The sequence below is a fragment of the Nocardia sp. Root136 genome, from assembly GCF_001427185.1.
In the GTDB taxonomy this organism is placed as follows: Bacteria; Actinomycetota; Actinomycetes; order Mycobacteriales; family Mycobacteriaceae; genus Nocardia; species Nocardia salmonicida.
This window is the reverse complement of record NZ_LMFE01000007.1, coordinates 611,073-632,077: the sequence shown is the minus strand read 5'-3', so window position 1 is coordinate 632,077 and position 21,005 is coordinate 611,073. Positions and strand designations below refer to the sequence as shown.

General features: G+C 67.1%; 19 protein-coding genes. 11 read left to right on the top strand and 8 right to left on the bottom strand.

What is annotated here, in order from left to right:
• Positions 1–117: 117 nt before the first annotated feature.
• From ASD42_RS19885 to cydC, 5 genes are all read left to right on the top strand, one after another.
• Positions 118–1,023, top strand: a complete 906-nt coding sequence (locus ASD42_RS19885) for an aminodeoxychorismate lyase (RefSeq protein ID WP_056818736.1) — start codon at positions 118–120, stop codon at positions 1,021–1,023.
• Between the two features lie 135 nt (positions 1,024–1,158).
• Entirely contained in the window at positions 1,159–2,613 is a 1,455-nt protein-coding gene (locus ASD42_RS19880) for a cytochrome ubiquinol oxidase subunit I (RefSeq protein ID WP_056818734.1), read from the top strand.
• Between the two features lie 9 nt (positions 2,614–2,622).
• Positions 2,623–3,651 (top strand): cytochrome d ubiquinol oxidase subunit II, encoded by a 1,029-nt coding sequence (cydB, locus tag ASD42_RS19875; protein ID WP_056818732.1) that lies wholly within the window; start codon positions 2,623–2,625, stop codon positions 3,649–3,651.
• A gap of 129 nt (positions 3,652–3,780) precedes the next feature.
• Entirely contained in the window at positions 3,781–5,784 is a 2,004-nt protein-coding gene (gene cydD / locus ASD42_RS19870) for a thiol reductant ABC exporter subunit CydD (protein ID WP_063893678.1), read from the top strand.
• On the top strand, positions 5,781–7,514 hold the full coding sequence (gene cydC, locus ASD42_RS19865; protein ID WP_156677510.1) for a thiol reductant ABC exporter subunit CydC: 1,734 nt from the start codon (positions 5,781–5,783) through the stop codon (positions 7,512–7,514). The genes cydD and cydC overlap by 4 nt, the downstream gene beginning before the upstream one ends.
• A 293-nt stretch (positions 7,515–7,807) precedes the next feature.
• Here the strand turns inward: cydC and ASD42_RS19860 are convergent, their stop codons facing one another.
• The 6 genes from ASD42_RS19860 to ASD42_RS19835 form a co-directional block, all read right to left on the bottom strand.
• Complete coding sequence (locus ASD42_RS19860) at positions 7,808–8,500, bottom strand: FABP family protein (RefSeq protein ID WP_056818730.1); 693 nt, start codon at positions 8,498–8,500, stop codon at positions 7,808–7,810.
• 179 nt (positions 8,501–8,679) lie between these two features.
• Complete coding sequence (locus ASD42_RS19855) at positions 8,680–8,985, bottom strand: DUF1416 domain-containing protein (RefSeq protein ID WP_056818727.1); 306 nt, start codon at positions 8,983–8,985, stop codon at positions 8,680–8,682.
• Between the two features lie 5 nt (positions 8,986–8,990).
• Positions 8,991–9,824 carry a sulfurtransferase gene (locus ASD42_RS19850; protein ID WP_056818725.1) on the bottom strand — a complete coding sequence of 278 codons (834 nt, stop codon included), beginning with the start codon at positions 9,822–9,824 and terminating at the stop codon, positions 8,991–8,993.
• Positions 9,825–9,853: 29 nt separating this feature from the next.
• Positions 9,854–10,396, bottom strand: a complete 543-nt coding sequence (locus ASD42_RS19845; RefSeq protein ID WP_235569712.1) for a DUF4395 domain-containing protein — start codon at positions 10,394–10,396, stop codon at positions 9,854–9,856.
• Positions 10,397–10,675: 279 nt separating this feature from the next.
• On the bottom strand, positions 10,676–11,110 hold the full coding sequence (locus ASD42_RS19840) for a thioredoxin family protein (RefSeq protein WP_056818723.1): 435 nt from the start codon (positions 11,108–11,110) through the stop codon (positions 10,676–10,678).
• A complete protein-coding gene (locus ASD42_RS19835) occupies positions 11,107–11,955 on the bottom strand; it encodes an LmeA family phospholipid-binding protein (RefSeq protein WP_056818722.1) in 849 nt (282 codons plus the stop codon). Before ASD42_RS19835 ends, ASD42_RS19840 begins: the two co-directional genes overlap by 4 nt.
• A 200-nt stretch (positions 11,956–12,155) precedes the next feature.
• Here ASD42_RS19835 and ASD42_RS19830 point away from each other — a divergent pair, with 200 nt between their 5' ends.
• The 6 genes from ASD42_RS19830 (at position 12,156) to pstB (ending at position 18,055) form a co-directional block, all read left to right on the top strand.
• Positions 12,156–12,917, top strand: coding sequence for a winged helix-turn-helix transcriptional regulator (locus ASD42_RS19830; RefSeq protein ID WP_056818720.1), 762 nt, complete (start codon positions 12,156–12,158; stop codon positions 12,915–12,917).
• Positions 12,918–12,970: 53 nt separating this feature from the next.
• Positions 12,971–13,879, top strand: coding sequence for a mycothiol synthase (gene mshD / locus ASD42_RS19825; RefSeq protein ID WP_056818718.1), 909 nt, complete (start codon positions 12,971–12,973; stop codon positions 13,877–13,879).
• A 296-nt stretch (positions 13,880–14,175) separates the two neighbouring features.
• Positions 14,176–15,291, top strand: coding sequence for a phosphate ABC transporter substrate-binding protein PstS (pstS, locus tag ASD42_RS19820; protein WP_156677509.1), 1,116 nt, complete (start codon positions 14,176–14,178; stop codon positions 15,289–15,291).
• 91 nt (positions 15,292–15,382) lie between these two features.
• Positions 15,383–16,354: a phosphate ABC transporter permease subunit PstC gene (pstC, locus tag ASD42_RS19815; protein ID WP_056818716.1), complete on the top strand. Its 972-nt coding sequence runs from the start codon at positions 15,383–15,385 to the stop codon at positions 16,352–16,354.
• Positions 16,354–17,259 (top strand): phosphate ABC transporter permease PstA, encoded by a 906-nt coding sequence (pstA, locus tag ASD42_RS19810; RefSeq protein WP_056818714.1) that lies wholly within the window; start codon positions 16,354–16,356, stop codon positions 17,257–17,259. Before pstC ends, pstA begins: the two co-directional genes overlap by 1 nt.
• Positions 17,260–17,278: 19 nt before the next feature.
• Positions 17,279–18,055, top strand: coding sequence for a phosphate ABC transporter ATP-binding protein PstB (pstB, locus tag ASD42_RS19805; RefSeq protein ID WP_056818713.1), 777 nt, complete (start codon positions 17,279–17,281; stop codon positions 18,053–18,055).
• Between the two features lie 114 nt (positions 18,056–18,169).
• Here the strand turns inward: pstB and phoU are convergent, their stop codons facing one another.
• Together phoU and ASD42_RS19795 are read right to left on the bottom strand one after the other, a co-directional pair.
• Positions 18,170–18,835, bottom strand: a complete 666-nt coding sequence (phoU, locus tag ASD42_RS19800; protein ID WP_056818711.1) for a phosphate signaling complex protein PhoU — start codon at positions 18,833–18,835, stop codon at positions 18,170–18,172.
• 86 nt (positions 18,836–18,921) lie between these two features.
• Complete coding sequence (locus ASD42_RS19795; RefSeq protein ID WP_056818709.1) at positions 18,922–20,997, bottom strand: LCP family protein; 2,076 nt, start codon at positions 20,995–20,997, stop codon at positions 18,922–18,924.
• Between the last annotated feature and the right edge of the window lie 8 nt (positions 20,998–21,005).

Below are 21,005 nucleotides of genomic sequence, written 5' to 3'. Positions count from 1 at the left end.
GTGTCGTCCACTGGACCTCGCCTCTGACCGACATCGGTGCTTCGACGCGACGCGCGTCGCGAGCTCGATTCGATGCAGCCATAGGCATAACAGAGCGATAACGCCTACGCTCGGCGCATGGGAGAACGGGTTCTTGTGACACTCGACGGGACGGTCGCTGACGCGAACGTGCCGTCGCTTTATGCCGACGACATCGGCGCCCTTCGCGGCGATGGAGTATTCGAAACGATTTTGGTGCGCGGCGGCACGGCCACCGCGCTGGAATTCCACCTGGCGCGGCTGCGTCGTTCAGCGCAGGCACTGGAACTACCGGAGCCGGGACTGTCGAGATGGCGCACCGCGGTAGAGCTGGCTGTGAAGGAATGGGGATCGGAAGAGGAAGGAATGTTGCGGCTGATCTACACGCGCGGTCGCGACTCGGAATTCGACGCACCGCGCTCGGAACTGGCGCCGGAGGACCCGCAGCCCACCGCGTATGTGCTCGTCTCCCCGGTGCCCGCGCGGGTCGAGACGGCGCGCGCCGAGGGCGTGAAGGTGATGTCGCTGGCGCGCGGCATCTCGGTCGACCTCGCGCAGGCGGCGCCGTGGCAGCTGCTCGGCGCGAAGACGCTGTCGTACGCGACCAATATGGCCGCGCTGCGGTTCGCGCGGCGCATGGGCGCCGAGGACGTGATCTTCCACAGCACCGAACACAAGGTCCTCGAGGGGCCGCGCTCGTCGGTGGTGATCGCCCGCGGCAAGCAACTGATCACCGTGCCCGCCAAGAGCGGCGTGCTGCCCGGCGTCACCCAGCGTGCGCTGTTCAACGTGGCGGAGAAGGCCGGGTGGGAGTGCAAGTACCAGACGCTGTTCACCGCGGACCTCTTCGACTGTGACAGCATCTGGCTGCTGTCGAGCATCACCCTTGCCGCGCGAGTGAACCAGCTCGACGGCGTACGCATGTCGGCGCCCGACAATGCCCAGGAGATCATCGACATGGTCGATCTCGGCATCGAACGGCCGGGGACCATCGGGGACTGGTGATCCCTGTGTGGGGCACGGGTGGGCGTGCCCCTGCGGGAACGGTTTCCGCGTGCCGTGGCGGTTGTCACGCTCGAACAGGGTGAATCCCGGCGTACGCTCTACTACAAGTTGTCGTAGTAGATCGGTGGAGGTCGGATGGACACCCTTGATGTCTCCCGGTGGCAGTTCGGGATCACGACCGTCTACCACTTTCTGTTCGTCCCGCTGACCATCGGACTTGCTCCGCTGATCGCGATGATGCAGACCGCCTGGGTGGTCACGGGCAACGAGCGCTGGTACCGGCTCACCAAATTCTTCGGCAAGCTGTTCCTGATCAACTTCGCCCTCGGGGTCGCGACGGGCATCGTGCAGGAATTCCAGTTCGGAATGAACTGGAGCGAATACTCCCGCTTCATCGGCGACGTCTTCGGTGCGCCACTGGCGTTGGAAGCGCTGATCGCCTTCTTCATGGAGTCGACATTCATCGGGTTGTGGATCTTCGGGTGGACCCGGCTGCCTCGACTGGTGCATCTGGCGACGATCTGGATCGTTGCCATCGGGGTGAACGCTTCGGCCTTCTTCATCATCGCGGCCAATTCGTTCATGCAGCATCCGGTGGGCGCTCGGTACAACCCGGAGACCGGACGTGCTGAGCTGGAAAGTATTTGGGCGCTGTTGACCAACAACACGGCCCTGGCCGCGTTTCCGCATGTGGTGGCGGGCGCCTTTCTCACTGCGGGAACATTCGTGGCGGGCATCGCGGGTTGGTGGATGGTGCGGCACGCGCGCAGTGCCGATCCGGCGAAACTCGAAGAGGCGCAAACAATGTGGCGGCCGGTAGGGCGGTTCGCCCTCGTGGTGGTCGCGCTCTCCGGCGTCGCCTTGATCTTCACCGGTGATATTCAGGGCAAGCTGATGTTCGAGCAGCAGCCGATGAAGATGGCATCGGCGGAATCGTTGTGCCACACGGCGACCGATCCCGACTTCTCCGTTCTCACCGTGGGCACACACAACAATTGCGACAGCGTGATCCACGTGCTCGAGGTGCCCTACGTACTGCCCTACCTCGCCAAGGGTGAGTTCAGTGGGGTGACGCTCGACGGTGTGGTCGATCTACAGAAGACCTACAACGTCGCCTACGGGCCCGGCGACTACCGGCCCAACCTGTTCGTCACCTACTGGTCCTTCCGCGCCATGATCGGGCTGGCAGGTGGGTCGGTGCTGCTGCTGTTGGCCGGGTTCTGGATGACGCGCGGTGGCCGGGTGCCGAATCAGCGATGGTTCTCCTGGCTGAGCCTGCTCGCGATCCCCACGCCGTTCCTGGCCAATGCCGCCGGGTGGGTATTCACCGAGATGGGGCGTCAGCCGTGGGCGGTGGCGCCCAATCCGACCGGCGACCCGAACATTCGAATGACGGTGCAGCAGGCGGTCTCCGAACACGATGCCACGACCGTGCTGTTCTCGCTGGTCGTGTTCACCCTGCTCTACGGTGCGCTCGCGCTGGTGTGGTTCTACCTGATGCGCCGGTATGTCGTGGCGGGGCCGGACACACAGACGCACGCCGAGAGTTCGACCGACTCGGATACTCCCCAACTTTCCTTCGCGTACTAGGAGCCGACGATGGGTCTGCAACAGTTCTGGTTCCTCTTGATCGGCGTGCTGTTCACCGGCTACTTCGTGCTGGAGGGATTCGACTTCGGGGTGGGCATGTTGATGCCGATTCTCGGTAAGGGGTCCGATACGCGCAGGCGCGTGGTGCTCAATACGATCGGGCCGGTCTGGGACGGCAACGAGGTGTGGCTGATCACCGCGGCCGGTGCGCTGTTCGCGGCGTTTCCCGAGTGGTACGCCAGCATGTTCTCGGGGTTCTATCTGGCGCTGCTGCTCCTGCTGGTCGCGTTGATCCTGCGGGTGTGCGCGATCGAATACCGGGGCAAGATCAATGATCCGCGATGGCGGGCCTGGTGCGATATCGGGATCGGTATCGGGTCGTGGATTCCGGCGCTGGCCTGGGGCTGGGTGTTCGCGAATATGGTGCGTGGCGTGCCGTTGAACGCGGAGAAGCAGATGGTCGGATCGGTGGGGGATCTGCTCAGCCCGTACGCGTTGCTCGGTGGGTTGACTACCGCTGTGCTGTTCGCGCTGCACGGTGCGGTGTTCCTGATGCTCAAGACCGCCGGTGAGGTTCGGACCGACGCTGTGCGGATTGCCAAGTCGCTGCTGATTCCCACCGTGGTAGTGGTCGGCGGATTCGGATTGTGGACTCAGCTCGCCTACGGCGCCGGGTGGACCTGGATCGTTCTGGTGACTGCTGTGCTCGGACTCGTGCTCGCCGCGGTGACGAATATCGCGGGACGTGATGGATGGGCCTTTGTCGGCACGACACTTACCGTTGTCTCGGTGACGGTGTTGATCGTCGGGTCGATGTTTCCGAATGTGCTGCCCTCGACCATCAGCCCGCTCTACGACCTCACCATCTACAACGCGTCGTCGACGCCGTATACGTTGAAGGTGATGAGCTGGGCGGCGGTGATCGCGACGCCGGTGGTGCTGATTTATCAGGGATGGACCTATTGGGTATTCCGGCAGCGGATTCGGGTCGAACAGATTCCGCCGCCGGTGGGTTTGCCGCGCAGCGGTAAGGGCTGACCGATGGCGTCGGCCCTGCCTCGGGAAAGTGTCGCTCGCGAAAGGTCGGACGCTGTGGTGTCGGAGAGCTTGTCGCAGGATGGACCGGGGCCGGGCGAGGGGACGCCGACACGGTCGAGGCGCGGACCGGTGGATCCGCGGCTGTGGCGGTACGCGCGGTCGGCGCGGCCGCATCTGGTGATCGCTGTCGCGCTGGCGTTGGTGATCACGGCGACGATCGTGGTGATCGCCATCGTGTTGGGACGAGTGCTCGCCGGGGTCATCACGGATCCGAGCAAGCGTGAGTTCGGTGCGTGGACCACGGAATTGGCTGTACTCGCGGCAGCCGTCGCGGTGCGGGGGCTGGCGAGTTGGTGGCAGGCGCGGCTGGCTCATCGAGCAGGCAGCGCGGTGGTCGCGGAGCTGGAGACGGCGGTGCTGCGGGCAGGCGCCGAACTGCCGCCGCGGGAGCTGGACGTGCGGCGAACGGAGATCGCGGTCGTCGTCGGCAACGGTCTCAGCGGGTTGCGTGGGTGGTTCACCGGTTATCTGCCCGCGCTGTTGCTGGCCTGTCTGGTGCCGCCGGTGGTGTTGGTGGTCATCGCCCTGCACGATCCGACCTCGGCGTTGATCGCGGTGATCACCGTGCCGTTGATCCCGGTGTTCATGGTGCTGATCGGGCTGCTCACCCAGGGGCGAGCCGAGGCGACGCTGGCGGCGACCACCCGGTTGTCGGACCAGATTCTGGACCTTTTCGCGGGCATGCCCACCCTGCGCGCCCTCGGCCGCGAGGGGGCGGACGGTCCTTCGATGGTGAATCAGGTGCAGGCCCTCGGCGATTCGCTGCGACAGCGGACCATGCGCGCGCTGCGGATCGCCTTCCTGTCCTCGATGGTGCTGGAAAGTCTCGCGACGCTGAGTGTCGCGCTGATCGCGGTGGCGATCGGGCTGCGGTTGGTGTTCGGGGAGATGGCGTTGTACAGCGGGCTGGTGGCGTTGATTCTCGCGCCGGAGGTGTACTGGCCGCTGCGGCAGGTGGGGGAGAAGTTCCATGCGGCGCAGGACGGAATGGCCGCAGCTGACCGGGCTTTCGCGGTGCTCGAACCGGATGCGCGCCGGCGGATCGAACCCGTGTCCCGGCGCGCCGCGTGGGGTGATGTCGTCGCATCCGGCGCGGGGGCAGCGCGCGGGGAGGGTGGGGGGTCTGGCCGTGGCGGGAGCAGTGGGGATTCGGGATCGAAGGGAACGGGCGACGGTGCCCCAACGCGTTCAGGTGCCGATGCGGGTGATGGGCCCGCGCGAATCACCTTGCGCGGATTGAGTGTTGCCACCAGAGCGGGCACCGCGCCCGATCAACTGACGGCCGTGCTCGAGCCCGGACTGGTGACCGTCTTGACCGGGCCGAACGGGTGCGGGAAATCCACCACGGTGCAAGCGATTCTGGGGCTGATCGCACCCGATGAAGGCGCGGTCTTCGTCGACGGCACCGATGTTCGTGAACTCGACCTCGACAGTTGGTGGAGTCGGATCGCCTGGTTGCCACAGCGGCCGGTGCTGGTTCCCGGTACCTTGCGCGAGAATGTCGAGTTGCTCGGGGCCATCCCGGACCCGACCGTCGATGATCTTCGAGCCGTCAGTGCCGCAACGGGATTCGAGACCGTGCTGGCCGAGCTCCCCGACGGCTGGAACACCGTCGTCGGTCAGAACGGCACCGGCCTGTCCCTCGGCCAACGCCAACGCCTCGCCCTCACCCGCGTTCTGGCCGCCCACCGCCCGATCCTGCTCCTCGACGAACCCACCGCCCATCTCGACCCCGAGAGCGAGCAGCGCGTGCTCACCACCCTGCGCGAATACGCCGCCGCCGGCGCGACCGTCGTGGTCGTCGCCCACCGTCCGACCGTGCTGGCAGCGGGCGATGTGGTGATCGAGGTCGTCGCGGGGCACACGCCTTCCGTCGTCGCGCCGGATTCGGTGGCTACGAGCAACTCCGCACCTGGCACCGATACCATCCGGCCGACTTCTGCCCGCACGGTCGACGCCTCAGATCCTGTGGCAGCGAGCGAACCCCCGTCTGGCGCCGACTCGCAGCCACGTCGCGAGGTGGGTACCGCCGGGGAGTCGGCCGGTCGCGTGTACGGAGTGGAGGTCTCATGATCGGCGATCTGCGGGAGATGTGGCGGCTGCTCGCGTTGTCGCCCGCGCGGGTCGCGGTGGCGATCGCCTGGGGCGTGGCGGCGTTGGGCAGTGGGCTCGGGTTGGCCGCGCTCGCCGCGTGGTTGATCGCGCGGGCCTGGCAGATGCCGCCGGTGCTGGATCTGAGCGTCGCGGTGGTCGCGGTGCGGGCGCTCGGTATCTCGCGAGGTGTGTGCCGGTATCTGGAGCGACTGGCCACCCACGATGTGGCGCTGCGGGCGATGACAACGGCCCGGACCTCGGTGTATCGCACGTTGGCACAGTCGGACGTCTGGTGGTGGCGAGACCGGAGCCGCGCTGACCTGCCATCGGGCTCGGGTCGTGTGGTGCGGCGCGGGGATGTGCTCGTCCGGATCGGTGCTGATATCGACGATCTCGGGGCGGTGGTTGTTCGGGTGCTGGTGCCGGTGGCCGTCGCCGTGGTGTTGTCGCTGGCCGCCGTGGGGCTGATCGCGACGATCTCGCCGTTGGCGGCGGTGATCCTTGCTGTCGCGCTGGGGGTTTCGGGGATTCTCGCGCCGTGGATGTCGGCGGTGGCCGCGCGAGAGGCCGAGCGGGCGGTGCGGGTCGATCGGGCCGAGTTCACCGCCGAGGGGCTCACCGTGCTCGATCATGCTGCCGAGCTCCGTGTCGCGGGGCGGCTGGATGCGGCCCTCGCGGTGGCGGACAAGGCTTCTCAGCGTGCGGTGATCGCCGAGGATTCGGCTGCCTCGCGGAGCGCGTGGGCGGCCGCGGCCACTCCGCTGTCGATCGGGGTCAGCGCGTTCGGTGCGCTGCTGGTCGGCATCGCCGCCTACGGGCCGACCGGCGGGCTCCCTGGCGGCATGACCCCGATGGCTTTGACGATCCTGGTGCTGGTCCCGCTGTCCGCCTTCGAAGCCGTGGGTGCGCTTCCCGCCGCCGCGACCACCCTCACCACTTCCCGTGCGGCCCTGCATCGCCTCCGCGGCATCTCGGTAGGAACCCACGGCACTGGCGGCGCCGAGAGTGAGCGCCGCGAGTGGGCAGCGGTCGAGGCTGCTCCGGCTGACGTCGACCGGGGAGTTGTGGGGATTCGAGAACGCGCGCGGTCGGTGGTCGCTGACGAGGGACCGGTGGCCACGGCCAGGCGGATCCCGATGCCGACTGGGGCGCGGGTGGTCGTTGTCGGACCGAGTGGGGCGGGGAAGACGACGCTGCTGATGGCGTGGGCCGGCCTGTTCGATGCGCCTCGGGACGGGGTCACGTTCTTCGCGGAGGACGCGCACCTGTTCGGCACCTCGATTCTGGAGAACCTGCGAGTGGCGCGCGGTGACCTCACCCTCGACGAGGCCGAAAGCGCGATGCGCACAGTCGGTCTCGGCCCGTGGCTCGATTCGCTGCCGGACGGTCTGCATACCTCGCTCACCGCGGGTGCGGCCGCCGTATCCGGTGGACAACGCCGCCGCATCCTGCTGGCCCGCGCCCTCGTCGCCCCCGCGCACACGCTGCTCCTCGACGAGCCGACCGAACACCTGGCCGCCGCCGAAGGCGATCAACTCCTGCGCGAGCTCCTCGATGCGGACAGCGGTCTCGTCGGCCCCGATCGCACCGTCGTCGTTGTCACCCACCAACTTCCGCGTGGGCACGGAGCCGACACCGTCGTCACCGTCGATGCGACCGGCACCTGCCACATCGAACATCCCCGTGCCGCGACATCCTCGGCGACCTGACGCATACACCCAGGTCAGCATCACAATTAATTCCATTGCCGACCGCGCCGAGCGCGGCTAAATTCATCAGTACACAAGAGAGGAGGTGGTCTGAAGAATGTATGTTCATCGGATGCGTGAGGTGGCTGCCCGCTAGCAGCTCCACTGCGGGAGATTCCCCAGCGGTGCGCTGAGCGAATCCCAGGCAGTCACCCGACCCCCGAGCCCCCGGACGATCCAACCGGGACCACCGCGTTCAGAGAACGTGGCGGAACGGCTCGGGGGTCGCTCCATGTCAGAACGAAAACTGAATCTCAGCCGATGTAGCGGACCAGCCGTGCCGACAGGCGGGGGACGAGAGCGCCGTCGGGGTCTACGCGTTCTTCCACGTAGGCGAGGTCGCCGTTCTCGACGATGCCGTAGAGGCGCTTCGCGCCGCCGACCACCACGCCGGAGGTGCTGCGGATGGAGACGTCGGTCGCGAGCTCCCAGGAGGCATGGTTGCGGGCCTGGCCGTAGTACAGCTCGATGACGCCGTTGCTGTGGGTGAGCAGGAGTTCGAGCATCTCGTCGGCGCCCTCGCCGCCGACCCGCCAGTAGCCGCTCTCGCGCAGGTCGGGGCCGGTGTATTTGCCCTCGGCGTCGAGTTTCCAGGTCTGCGATTCCCAGGCCAGGTAGTCGCCGCCGTCGTGGGAGACGATGATCTGCTGGCCGAACCGGTAGTCGCCCTCGGCGGGGTGGTTGCCTTCGCCCTCGCCGCGCCACACGCCGACCAGCGGCAGCAGGGCGAGCATGGCGTGGTTCAGATCGGGGCCGAGGCGCAGATTGGCCGTGTCCTCGGGCAGCGGAAGACCAGGCAGCACCGAAATGTTTCGGGCGCCGGTCTCTTTGGCCCGTTCAGCCGCGACATTCACTGCCTCGTCGCCACTACGACGCTCGGCCGGAGCGCCTTGCTCGTTGCTCGCTCGCTCGGCCGGTTCGTTACCTTCGCCAGCGAGCCCGCTCATGACTCGGTGAAGAGGCGGTAGAGGACGTAAAGGCCGAACCAGCCGATGAGAATCGACACGGCAACAAGGAGTACCTCGAAGAAAATGACCACAATCGGAGTCTAGCTACTCCCGGCAACGGATACGAAAACGGCCCTGGTAGTTCCCGCACAGGAACTACCAGGGCCGTTGTGAGCTTCTTACTTCGCGACCGCGACATCCACGGCGTGGATGCCCGCGCCCTCGGGGCTGATCTCGGCGGAGCCGTTGCCCGACGAGGACAGCGCGCGCAGGGTCCACGAACCCGGCGCGGCGAAGAAGCGGAAATCACCGGTGCCGGAGGCGACGACCTCGGCGGTGAAGTCACCGTTGCCGTCGAGCAGACGCACGAACGCGCCGCCGACGGGCTGGCCGTCGGTGCTCAGGACACGGCCGGTGATGACCGTTTCCTTCTCCACATCGACGCCGGCCGGGATGGCCTGACCCTGGGTAGGTGCTGCACACATATTGATTACGCTCCCAACTCGATAGGCGCTCCGACGAGGGAACCGTATTCGGTCCAGCTGCCGTCGTAGTTCTTGACGTTCTGGTGGCCGAGCAGCTCCTGCAGCACGAACCAGGTGTGCGAGGAACGCTCGCCGATGCGGCAGTAGGCGATGGTTTCCTTCTCGCCGTCCAGGCCCGCGTCCTTGTACAGCTCGGCCAGGTCGGCGTCGCTGCGGAAGGTGCCGTCCTCGTTCGCGGCCTTGCTCCACGGCACGTTGATCGCGCCCGGGATGTGGCCGGGACGCTGGCTCTGCTCCTGCGGCAGGTGCGCGGGGGCGAGGATCTTGCCCGAGAACTCGTCGGGGCTGCGCACGTCGACCAGGTTCTTGGTGCCGATGGCCGCGATGACCTCGTCACGGAACGCGCGGATGCTCAGGTCGGGAGCGGCGGCCTTGTACTGGGTGGCCGGGCGCGAGACCGCGTCACGCGAGAGCGGACGACCGTCGAGCTCCCACTTCTTACGGCCGCCGTCGAGCAGCTTGACGTCGTTGTGGCCGTAGAGCTTGAAGTACCAGTAGGCGTAGGCCGCGAACCAGTTGTTGTTGCCGCCGTAGAGCACCACGGTGTCATCGTTGCCGATGCCACGCGCCGAGAGCAGGTCGGAGAACTGCTCCTGGTTCACGAAGTCGCGACGGACCTGATCCTGCAGGTCGGTCTTCCAGTCCAGGCGGATGGCGCCTTCGATGTGGCCACCCTCGTAGGCGGAGGTGTCCTCGTCGACCTCGACGAAGACGACGCCGGGGGCGTTGAGGTTCTCTTCGGCCCAGTCAACGGAGACCAGGACATCGGAGCGAGCCATGTTGTTCCTTTCAGAGACGTGCAAGGGGGTCAGTTCGGTGCCGGAGCGGCGGAGTTGGCATCAGGCCCGGAGGAGGCAGCCTGCGTAACCACGGAGGGGCGGCCAGTTCCGCCGATGTGTGGAGCTGACCGGCGGAAGCGAGCTACCAGCGGATAGATCTGGCAACCCAGGCAGACCCCGAACGCCGCGTTCAAGAACGCCGCGAACAGGGCGAAGCCGGCGAACACCGCGCCGACGATCGAGGAGCCGAGCGCGAAGCCCAGCAGGGAGAGACCGGCGAACACGAAGCCGAGCGCTTGCGCGAAACGCAGCGGCGGCACGGGCTCGGTCTCGGTGGGCGGACCGTTACGCGGCGCGACGAACGCGGCGTAGATCCGGCCGTAAGGGTGCTTGGCAGGGCCGACGGCCGCGCCGATCGCGAATACGACGGCCTGGAGGCCGATCAGGATCGCGGCGGCGGTGGTCGAGAAGGCGCTGACGAGGAGCACCAGGACGAGGACGCCGGTGGTGATCCAGGCCACGAAACGCGGCCCTCGGACGTCTACGCGAGGTAGGGAATCAGAATCGGTCATTGTGCGAACTCCTGCGCTTCAGATGAGCACTTCCAGGGGGATCTACCTGTTCGCCGGGGGATCCGAGAGGATCACTCGCGCGGCGGGCATAGATCGACGTCAGAAATCTCGGGAGAGAACGAGCCGATCGTTCAGCAGCACAGGCAGCAACAACCACCGAGGCGACACAGGTCAACTGTGCGGCGTCGGGTGAGCATCAGCTCGTGGTCGGTTTGCACGAGAAGTAGTTTACCCGGTCTCCCCGGAGAATGTCTCGGCCCCCCTGGATATGGGGCTTGATCACACAGTCAGGGGCTCGAGGGCGGTACGCAGGTCGCCCGCCTTCGGGACGCCGGAGATGCGGAAGCGTTCCTTGCCCTCGGCGTCGAAGACGAAGGTCGTCGGCAGGGAGAGGACATTGAGCTCGCGGGCGAGCGCGGGATCGGCATCGATATCGATCTCGATGTCGCGCGGGGCATTCGGGGATTCCGCCAGTTCGGCGGTGACGCCCGCCACGACCCGGCGGACCGCGTCACACGGGCCGCACCAGTCGGCGGAGAAATGCAGCACCGCGGGGGCCTCGCCGGTCACACCGGCGGCGTCGAGCAGCAGCGCGCGCTGTTGGGTCTCGGGGTCGAGGGAGGCGGGACGAACCTGCCCCTGCTTACGCGACAGCGCGAAGCCGACCGCGACGGCGGCCGCGATGACGACGGCCAGAATGACGATCTCGATCATGGTTGCTGCAATCGGTCCAGGTCGATGGTGACGTTGCGGCCGACACCCTCGACGACGATCTGGCCGCCGAGCGCCGACACCTCGGTCGGTGCGACACCGAACGGCAACTCCTTGATATCGATCGTACGGCTGAAGCGAGCGAGGACAGCGGCGTGATCGGTCTCGGGGATCTTCGAATCGGTGGTCACCGCGGCAGTCGTGTCGGCGGTGCTGGTGGTGTCGGTGTAGAAACCGGTCGCTTGGATGCGGACCTTGTCGCCCTCGAGCAACAGGTCGGCCTGGATCTGCACCGGCACGCGCGTCGCGGAACTGGACGGGGTGACACCGACGGGGAGGACGCGCCCGTTCGCCGTGGTCGGCAGGGTGCCCTTCAGGACGAGGACGCCCGCGGTCGTCATACCTGACCCGCCGGAGCCGCCTGTGCCGTCGGACTTGTCGGCGGGCGGAGTGTGAACCTGCAGGTCCGGGATGCCGAAGAGTTTGCCGAGCTCGGTGGGCTCGAACCGCATCAACGCGTCGATCCGGTCGACCTGCACCTTGCGCGCCGCGCCGTCGAGCAACTCGCTCGCAGGGGCGTGCAAGCCCTGCAGCTTGGCCTCGATGCCGACCTCGCCGGGGATGTCGGGGCGCACGCCGCGGGCGCGGATGGTCACGTCGTCGTAGCGGCCGCTCATCGCCTGCGCCGTGAACGGAAATCCATGGAACGTCACTTCCGGGTCAGCCGAGAGATCCGCGCCTGCCCGCAGTTGACGGGAGACGTGGTACTCCGAATAGGCGGCGGCGCCGAAATCGATGACCACCGCCAAACCGGCCAGGCAGAGAAGCCCGATGATCAGCTTGCGCATGATGTGACACTAGCGGCTGGCGCCGCGGGTCGCGGGCCCCGCCCGCGACCAGGACCAGAGCGAAGGACACAAAACGGACGCCGTGTTGCGAGGTAGTGGCTGCGGAGGCGCTAATGTTGCACACGACTTAACCTGTGTTTCGGCGACGTAGCTACGCGGCTGCTGTCGTCCGCGGAGCAACGAGATAGGAGGAGAGCCCCATGGAGCTGCTCCTACTGACCTCCGACCCCAACCCCGACGCGGTCCTACCGTCGTTGACGCTACTGGCGCACAACGTCCGGCCCGCGCCGACCGAGGTGTCGTCCCTGCTGGAGGCGAGTAGTGCCGATGTCGCGCTGGTCGACGCGAGAACGGACCTGGCCGCCGCGCGCGGTCTGTGCCGGCTGCTCGGCAGCACCGGGTCCTCGGTGCCGGTGGTCGCGGTCCTGACCGAGGGCGGCCTGGTGGCCGTCAACGCGGACTGGGGCCTGGACGACATCCTGTTGCCCGGCACCGGCCCGGCCGAGCTCGATGCGCGCCTGCGGCTGCTGGTCGGACGCAACGGCGGGGTCGCCAGCCCGGAGAACACCGGCAAGATCACCCTGGGTGAGCTGGTGATCGACGAGGGCACCTACACCGCGCGGCTGCGTGGTCGCCCGCTCGACCTCACCTACAAGGAATTCGAGCTGCTCAAGTATCTCGCTCAGCACGCGGGCCGGGTGTTCACCCGTGCCCAACTGCTGCAAGAGGTCTGGGGCTACGACTTCTTCGGTGGCACCCGCACCGTCGACGTGCACGTGCGACGCCTGCGCGCCAAGCTCGGCACCGAGTACGAGTCGCTGATCGGCACCGTGCGCAATGTCGGCTACAAGGCCGTGCGCCCGGCTCGAACAGCCGCCGCCAAGGGCGAGGTGGTGACCTTCGTCGACGAGGACATCGACGGCGACGACTCCTTCGCCCCGGTGAACGGCTCCGCGCAGTAGCGCTCGTCGGCGCGGCGCAATACGGTGACCGTGCCACGCTTCGAGAGGACGCGATGTCGGACACAGCAACCCTGACCTGGACCGATCAGGTCGAGCCCGGCACCGTGAACACGGTGCGCGCACTGCTCGAACGCGCGGCTGAGGTCGACGGCGTTGCCCCGGTCTCCGAGCAGGCGGTGCTCTCCCTCGCCGAAGTCGACCCCTCGACCAGGCATGTGCTCGCGGTCCGCGCCGGTGAGCTGGTCGGCTACGCGAATCTTGTTGCGGCACATGACGAACACCCCGCAATGGCCGAGGTCGCCGTAGACCCGACCGCGCGTGGCGCCGGTATCGGTACGGAGCTGGTGCGCGCCGCGCTGGCCGAAGGTGGCGCGGGCGCCAGGGTATGGGCGCACGGCGACCTGCCCGCGGCCAAGGCGCTGGCGACCGGCCTCGGGCTGAGCACCGCCCGCGAGCTGTGGCAGATGCGCCGATCACTGGCTACCCCGGAGCTACCCGAGCTGGAGGTCCCCGAAGACCTCATCCTGCGTACCTACGCGGGCCAGGTCGACGACCTCGAAATCCTGCGGGTGAACAACGCGGCTTTCGCCTGGCATCCCGAACAGGGCGGCTGGACCGAGCGTGAGATCGCCGCTCGACGCGCGGAATCCTGGTTCGAACCGGCCGGTCTCTTTCTGGCTTTCGACGCCGCCGATCCGAGCCGCCTGCTCGGTTTCCACTGGACCAAACAGCACCCCGACGCCGCCCCCGCCGGTGAGGTGTACGTGGTCGGGGTCGACCCGGCCGCGCAAGGGCGTGGCCTCGGCCGACTGCTGACCCTGGCCGGTCTGCGGCACCTGCGCGCGACCGGATCCTCGGAAGTCCTGCTCTATACCGAAGCCGACAACACGGCCGCGGTGCACACCTACTCCAAGCTCGGATTCGCCCCGGCCCATATCGACGTGGCGTACTCGCTGCCGTGATGCGATTCGCCTCACACGCGAGGTGAATTCTGGTGCGCGAAGAGAATATTGCGCGGATGACCGGGTACGTGCGAGTAAAACTGGGGCTAACGTCACATTCGCCGCATCGATCGCGCCGGGCTGTTCATTTTCCGTTAACCCACGTCGGGCCCACTGTCAACCGGGCGACCCTAGGTTACTTCTGGGCGGCACAGTCGTCGCCTGGTGCGCGCATTCCTCCGGGGATCGCCTGCACCCCCAGCCTCGCTCGGGCCGGTGAGGGACCGAGTGAGACACCCAGCATTGTCGGAGGAAAAGTGAACTTCAAGCGCACCAGTGCCCTGGTCGGCGTCTTCGCCGTGGGCGCCATGACCCTGGCCGCCTGTGGCAGTGATGACAACAGCGCCGGTGGCGACAGCAGCAACGCCGCCAACACCAGCGTTGCCTGTGGTGGCAAGAAGGCGCTCAAGGCGTCGGGCGCTTCCTCGCAGAAGAACGCCATGGAGCGTTTCGTCGCGGCCTACGAGAACAACTGCGACGGCTACACCCTGAACTACACCTCGAGCGGCTCGGGCGCGGGCGTCAACGAGTTCATCGGCGGCCAGACCGATTTCGGCGGCTCCGACTCGGCGCTGAGCTCCAAGAAGGAAGAGCCGGCCAAGGCCGCGGAGCGTTGTGGCGCCCCCGCGTGGAACCTGCCGACCGTCTTCGGCCCGATCGCGGTGACCTACAACGTCGACGGCGTCACCGACCTGGTGCTCGACGGCCCGACCGCCGCCAAGGTGTTCAACGGCTCCGTCGCCACCTGGGATGCCCCCGAGATCAAGGCGCTCAACCCGAACGCCAAGCTCCCCTCGGAGAAGATCGCCGTGATCTTCCGCTCCGACGAGTCGGGCACCACCGACAACTTCCAGCTCTACCTCGACGCGGCCTCGGACGGCGCGTGGGGCAAGGGCGGCGGCAAGTCCTTCAACGGTGGCGTCGGTGAAGGCGCCAAGGGCAACGAGGGCACCTCGGCGGCCATCAAGAGCACGAAGAACTCGATCACCTACAACGAGTGGTCCTTCGCCAAGGCGCAGAACCTGTCCATCGCGCAGATCGTCACCTCCGCGAGCAAGGACCCGGTCAAGCTGTCGGCCGAGTCGGCCGCCAAGGCCATCGACGGCGTGAAGGTCAAGGGCGAGGGCAACGACCTGGTCCTCGACACCAGCTCGTTCTACAAGCCGACCGTCGCGGGCTCGTACCCGATCGTCATGGCCACCTACGAGGTCGTGTGCTCCAAGTACGCCGACGCCGAGACCAGCAAGGCCGTCAAGGCCTTCCTGACCTCGGCCGTCACCAACGGCCAGAACGGTCTGACCGAGGCGGGCTACGTGCCGCTGCCCGACGCGTTCAAGACCAAGCTGACCACCGCGATCAACGCCATTTCCTGATCGCGTCCTGGCCATGACCATGCACCCTGAGGTGACCGCAGTGGGCTCGTCGAACTCGACGAGCCCACGGGCGGCCGGAGATACTGCGAATATGCCGACCGAACCGAAAATCGACAAGGCCCCTGACGGGGGTCGTACCGGCCGCCTGAACGCCGAGACGATCTTCCGGTGGACGGCCACCGCGGCCGGCGCCACGATCGTGGCCGCCATCGCGTTGATCGCGCTGTTCCTGCTGATCCGCGCGGTCCCCTCGCTCATGGCCAACAACGCCAACTTCTTCACCAGCACCGAGTTCTCGACCGGCGATGCCAATAACCTCCGCTTCGGTATCCGCGACCTGTTCATGGTCACGGTCTTGAGCTCGGTGTTCGCGCTCATCGTGGCGGTGCCGATCGGGGTCGGCATCGCGCTGTTCCTGACGCACTACGCGCCGTCGCGGCTCGGCAAGCCGTTCACCATGCTGGTCGACCTGCTTGCCGCAGTGCCGTCCATCGTGTTCGGCCTGTGGGGTTTCCTCGTGTTGGCGCCGCAGATCGCGCCGGTGCAGGAATTCCTGAACAAGAACCTGAGCTGGTTCTTCCTGTTCTCCGACGGCAATGTCTCGATCGCGGGCGGCGGCACCATTTTCACCGCCGGTGTCGTGCTGGCCGTGATGATCCTGCCGATCATCACCTCGGTGGCCCGCGAAGTGTTCGCACTCACCCCGCGCGCGCACATCGAAGCGGCGCAGGCGCTCGGCGCCACCAAGTGGGAAGTCGTACGGATGACCGTGCTGCCCTACGGCCGCAGCGGTGTGATCGCGGGCTCCATGCTCGGCCTCGGTCGTGCGCTCGGTGAGACGATCGCCGTCCTCGTCGTGCTGCGTACCGCGAGCAACGCGGGTAATTGGTCGCTGTTCGACGGCGGCTACACCTTCGCCTCCAAGATCGCCTCGGCGGCCTCGGAGTTCAGTTCACCGCTGCCTACCGGCGCCTATATCGCCGCCGGCTTCGTTCTCTTCGCGCTGACCTTCGTCGTCAACGCGCTGGCCCGCCTGGCCTCCGGTGGAAAGGTGAACGGCTGATGCCTCCGACAACTGTCCTCGACAAGCCGGTCAAGGCGCCGACATTCCGTCACGTCAGCGCCGGACGGCGGATCAAGAACAACATCGCCACCGGCCTGGTCACGCTCTGCTTCGTCATCGCGCTGATCCCGCTGGTGTGGGTGCTCGGACTGGTGGTCAGCAAGGGCATCACCGCGATCATGTCCGCCGACTGGTGGCTCAACTCGCAGAAGGGCATCCTGCCCGACCAGACCGGCGGTGGCGTCTACCACGCCATCTACGGCACCATCGTGCAGGCGGCGGTCGCCTCCGTCATCGCGGTGCCGCTCGGCATCATGGCGGCGGTCTACCTGGTCGAATACGGTCGCGGTCGACTCGCCAAAGTCACCACCTTCATGGTCGACATCCTGGCCGGTGTGCCCTCGATCGTCGCCGCGCTGTTCATCTTCGCGCTGTGGATCGCCACGTTCGGCATGCCGCAGAGTTCCTTCGCCGTCTCGCTGGCGCTGGTGCTGCTGATGCTGCCCGTCGTCGTGCGCAGTACCGAGGAGATGCTCAAGCTCGTCCCCGATGAGCTGCGCGAGGCGTCCTACGCGCTCGGCGTGCCGAAGTGGAAGACCATCCTGCGGATCGTCATTCCCACCGCGGCTCCCGGCATGATCAGCGGCATCCTGCTCTCGCTCGCTCGCGTGATGGGTGAGACCGCGCCGGTGCTCGTGTTGGTCGGTTACTCGAAGTCGATCAACCAGAACATCTTCGACGGCAACATGGCCTCGCTGCCGCTGTTGATCTACCAAGAGCTGGCCAACCCGGAGGCCGCGGGCCGCGAACGTGTCTGGGGTGCGGCGCTCACGCTGATCCTAATGATCGCGGTGCTGTACCTGGCTGCCGCCGGCGTCAACAAGCTGCTCACCCGGAACCGATAGAAGCGAACGGAATACTCAGATGGCCAAGCGGATCGACGTCAAAGATCTCAACATCTATTACGGCAGCTTCCACGCCGTGGCGAATGTGGAACTGACCGTGCTGCCGCGCAGCGTCACCGCCTTCATCGGTCCCTCCGGCTGTGGCAAGTCCACCGTGCTGCGCTCGCTCAACCGCATGCACGAGGTGACCCCCAACGCCCGCGTCGAAGGCGCCGTGCTGCTCGACGGCGAGGACATCTACAGCTCCTCGATCGACCCGGTCGGCGTGCGCCGCACCATCGGCATGGTGTTCCAGCGCCCGAACCCGTTCCCCACCATGTCGATTCGCGACAACGTGGTGGCCGGGCTGAAGCTGCAGGGCGTGCGCAACAAGAAGGAACTCGACGAGGTCGCCGAGCGCTCGCTCAAGGGCGCCAACCTCTGGAACGAGGTCAAGGACCGGCTCGACAAGCCCGGTGGCAGCCTTTCCGGTGGTCAGCAGCAGCGTCTGTGCATCGCCCGCGCCATCGCGGTCTCGCCCGACGTCCTGCTGATGGACGAGCCGTGTTCGGCCCTCGACCCGATCTCCACCCTGGCGATCGAGGACCTGATCACCGAGCTCAAGAAAGAGTTCACGATCGTCATCGTCACCCACAACATGCAGCAGGCCGCCCGGGTGAGCGACCAGACCGGTTTCTTCAACCTCGAGGCCCAGGGCAAGCCCGGCCGCCTGATCGAGATCGACGACACCGAGAAGATCTTCTCCAACCCCACCCAGCGCGCCACGGAGGACTACATCTCCGGCCGCTTCGGGTAAGAAGAAGCACCACGGAAAGCCCCGCACTCCTTCTCGACGGAGTGCGGGGCTTTTCTCGTTGTGGAGCCGACACGAAAAAGCCCCCGCGGTGAGCGGGGGCCGACTCGTGTTCTCTCAGCTGGTTTCGATGTCCTCGTCGGACGGGAGGACACCGGTCACCAGGAAGATCACGCGGCGGCCGATCTCCACGGCGTGGTCGGCGAAGCGCTCGTAGTAGCGGCCAAGAAGCGTCACGTCGACGGCGGAGGCCACGCCGTACTTCCAGTCACGGTCCATCAGGAGGGTGAACAGGTGGCGGTGGAGGTCGTCCATCGCTTCGTCGTCCTGATTGAGCTGGGCGGCGCGCTCGGGGTCGCGGGTCTCCAGCACCTCTTTGGCGCCCGCGCCCATGTTGACCGCGATGCGGCCCATCTCGGCGAAGTAGCCGTTGACCGACTCGGGCAGGGCGTGAGCGGGGTGGCGGCGGCGGGTCACCTTGGCGACGTGCAGCGCGAGCGCGCCCATCCGGTTGACGTCGCCCACGATCTGGATCGCGCTGACGACCTGACGCAGGTCGCCCGCGACGGGTGCCTGCAGTGCGAGCAGCGCGAAGGCCTTCTCCTCGGCCTCGGTGATCATCACCGAGATCCGATCCTGCTCACCGATGACCTGCTCGGCCAGACCGAGGTCGGCCTGCAGCAGTGATTGGGTGGCCTGTTCCATGGCCTGGCCAGCGAGACCGGCCATCTCGCCGAGGAGGTTGGCGAGGTCGGCCATTTGCTCGTTGTAGATGACACGCATGATTGCTGACCCTAGTGGGTACCCGGATCCCTGTCACCCAACAGTGGGTTAATGCCGCATGGCAGTGTCGTGGCAGGTCAGCGTGGTCAGTCGCAGCTGGTGTCGGCCGCGTTCATGTGTTCGAGGTCGGACGGCAGGGTTACCGGCGCCGCGGTGATCGGTTTGCCGGTGCCCACGTCGGGGATTTCGGTGCCGACCGAGGCCGGGGTGCGGACCTGTCCGGCGTAGTTCGAACCCAGGATGACCTCGATGATTCCGTCGAGTTCGTCCGCGCGTTCGAGCATCGCGCCGGGAATCGAACTCGCGACGGTGGCGGCCGCGGCCTCGTTGCCGGTGGAGAAGCGGACCACGGTGGATTCGCTGCCCTGGGGGTAGTTGCCGACGTTGTAGATCCCGAAACCCATGTTGGAGAGCTTGTTCGCGGCCTGTTGCGCCACGCCGGTGCGGCCGGTTCCGTTCGAGATCCGCAGCGAGACCGAGCCGGGACTGACGGCGAAGAGCTTGGGCGCCTGGGTCGGCGGCGCCTCGCTCGAGCTCGTCACCGGCGGCGCGGTTTCCTCACCGGGCAGCGGCTGATCGTCGATGATCGAGCGGAAGATCGCCTTGATGTCGGACTCACGGGGAATCTCGTTGCCGTAGGCGGTGGTACCGGCAGTGGGCGCGGTGATGAAGGTGACAGCGCCCGCGTTGACCTTCTGCAGCGACCGGCCGAGCAGAATCAGATCCTGCGTGCCGACGCCGTCGACGAAGGTGTGCTGACGGAAGGCCTCGACGAAGCCCTGCAACTTCGCTGGATCGAGCAGTACTTTGCCCGACAACGCGCCGCGCAACAGCGCCGCGAGGAACTGCTGCTGCCGGTGGATCCGGTCGTAGTCGCTGCGTTCCTCGCCGACCACGTGCCTGGCGCGGACATAGTTGAGTGCGGTTTCGCCGTTGACCCGCTGCTTGCCCGAGCTCTCGAGCACCGTACCGAGCACACCGTCGATGATCGGTTTGGTCGAGCACACCTCGACGCCGCCGATCTGATCGACCATGGCCTGGAAGCCGGCGAAGTCGATGCCGATGAAGTGACCGATGGTCAGGCCCGACATCTTGCGGACCACGTCCACCAGGCAGCGCGGGCCGCCCAGGGCGTACACCGCGTTGAGCTTGTCGCCGATGGCGGAGGGGAACTTCTGCTCGGTGTAGGTGGCCTTCTCGTTGTCCCACCCGGCGCACTGCGGCCTTGTGACGTCGAGGTCGCGCGGGAACGACACGACCACTACCCGCGAGCGGTTCTTCGGGATGTGCACCAGCATCGCCGTGTCGGCGCGAGCGCCTTCGGTGTCGGTGGCCGAGCCCGCGCCCAGGTCGGCGTTGACGCCCGCTCTGGTGTCGGTGCCGACGATGAGGTAGTTCTCGTCGCCGAGCTGCATATCGCCGTCGAGCACGTCGCCGGAGGCGCCGCCGCCGAGCGCGTCGACCTGGGTGAAGCTGCTGTTGGTGGCCTGTAGGTAGCTCCAGCCGCCGCCGGTGATGACGAGGGCGAGCACCGCCACGAACGTCAGCGTGACCCGGCCCGCCATCCGAGCCTGCTTGTTACGCCGACCTTCGGTGCCCGGACGACGCGGCGGTGCGGCGGAGGCGGTTTTCACCGGCCTGGCGCGCTCGGGCTCCGCGGTGTCGACCGTGGGCAGGATATCCGTGGGCGGATCGATCGATTCGGCGGCCACGCGCCGTGCTGGGGGAGCCTTGCGTGCCTGCTCTTTCGCCTGGGCGGGTAGCGCGGTGGTCGCGGTGCGGTCGGCGGGGGATTCGGCGCGGTGCGGTGGCTTACCCGCGATGTCGTCGACGACGGGGGAGCCGTCGGTGCGGGGTGCGATGTCGGGACGTGGGGTGGGACGCGGCGCCTGTTCGCGGGCTCGACGGCCCGCGCGCGAGCCGGGCTCGGAGCTCTCTGCGGGGGGCACCCGTCGGCCGCGCCTGGTGCGTTCGCTGTCGACGCGGTTGACCAGATCGGCCACCGTCAGCGGCGCGGCGGTCCCGGCGTCGGGCGTCGCGTCCGCGTGCCGGGAACGTCGAGAGCCGGTATCCGGTTGCTCGGGGGGTTCGGCCGTCGGATAACGCTCCCAGGGGGCGCGATTTCCAGGCCGGGGCGTACGCCCGCGCCGATCGTCACCCACCAACGAAC

Excerpts from the sequence above, each read along its gene's own strand:
- ASD42_RS19885 (WP_056818736.1), top strand. The coding sequence starts at position 118 with ATGGGAGAACGGGTTCTTGTGACACTCGACGGGACGGTCGCTGACGCG.
- ASD42_RS19880 (WP_056818734.1), top strand. The coding sequence starts at position 1,159 with ATGGACACCCTTGATGTCTCCCGGTGGCAGTTCGGGATCACGACCGTC.
- cydB (WP_056818732.1), top strand. The coding sequence starts at position 2,623 with ATGGGTCTGCAACAGTTCTGGTTCCTCTTGATCGGCGTGCTGTTCACC.
- cydC (WP_156677510.1), top strand. The coding sequence starts at position 5,781 with ATGATCGGCGATCTGCGGGAGATGTGGCGGCTGCTCGCGTTGTCGCCC.
- ASD42_RS19860 (WP_056818730.1), bottom strand. The coding sequence starts at position 8,500 with ATGAGCGGGCTCGCTGGCGAAGGTAACGAACCGGCCGAGCGAGCGAGC.
- ASD42_RS19855 (WP_056818727.1), bottom strand. The coding sequence starts at position 8,985 with ATGTGTGCAGCACCTACCCAGGGTCAGGCCATCCCGGCCGGCGTCGAT.
- ASD42_RS19850 (WP_056818725.1), bottom strand. The coding sequence starts at position 9,824 with ATGGCTCGCTCCGATGTCCTGGTCTCCGTTGACTGGGCCGAAGAGAAC.
- ASD42_RS19845 (WP_235569712.1), bottom strand. The coding sequence starts at position 10,396 with ATGACCGATTCTGATTCCCTACCTCGCGTAGACGTCCGAGGGCCGCGT.
- ASD42_RS19840 (WP_056818723.1), bottom strand. The coding sequence starts at position 11,110 with ATGATCGAGATCGTCATTCTGGCCGTCGTCATCGCGGCCGCCGTCGCG.
- ASD42_RS19835 (WP_056818722.1), bottom strand. The coding sequence starts at position 11,955 with ATGCGCAAGCTGATCATCGGGCTTCTCTGCCTGGCCGGTTTGGCGGTG.
- ASD42_RS19830 (WP_056818720.1), top strand. The coding sequence starts at position 12,156 with ATGGAGCTGCTCCTACTGACCTCCGACCCCAACCCCGACGCGGTCCTA.
- mshD (WP_056818718.1), top strand. The coding sequence starts at position 12,971 with ATGTCGGACACAGCAACCCTGACCTGGACCGATCAGGTCGAGCCCGGC.
- pstC (WP_056818716.1), top strand. The coding sequence starts at position 15,383 with ATGCCGACCGAACCGAAAATCGACAAGGCCCCTGACGGGGGTCGTACC.
- pstA (WP_056818714.1), top strand. The coding sequence starts at position 16,354 with ATGCCTCCGACAACTGTCCTCGACAAGCCGGTCAAGGCGCCGACATTC.
- pstB (WP_056818713.1), top strand. The coding sequence starts at position 17,279 with ATGGCCAAGCGGATCGACGTCAAAGATCTCAACATCTATTACGGCAGC.
- phoU (WP_056818711.1), bottom strand. The coding sequence starts at position 18,835 with ATGCGTGTCATCTACAACGAGCAAATGGCCGACCTCGCCAACCTCCTC.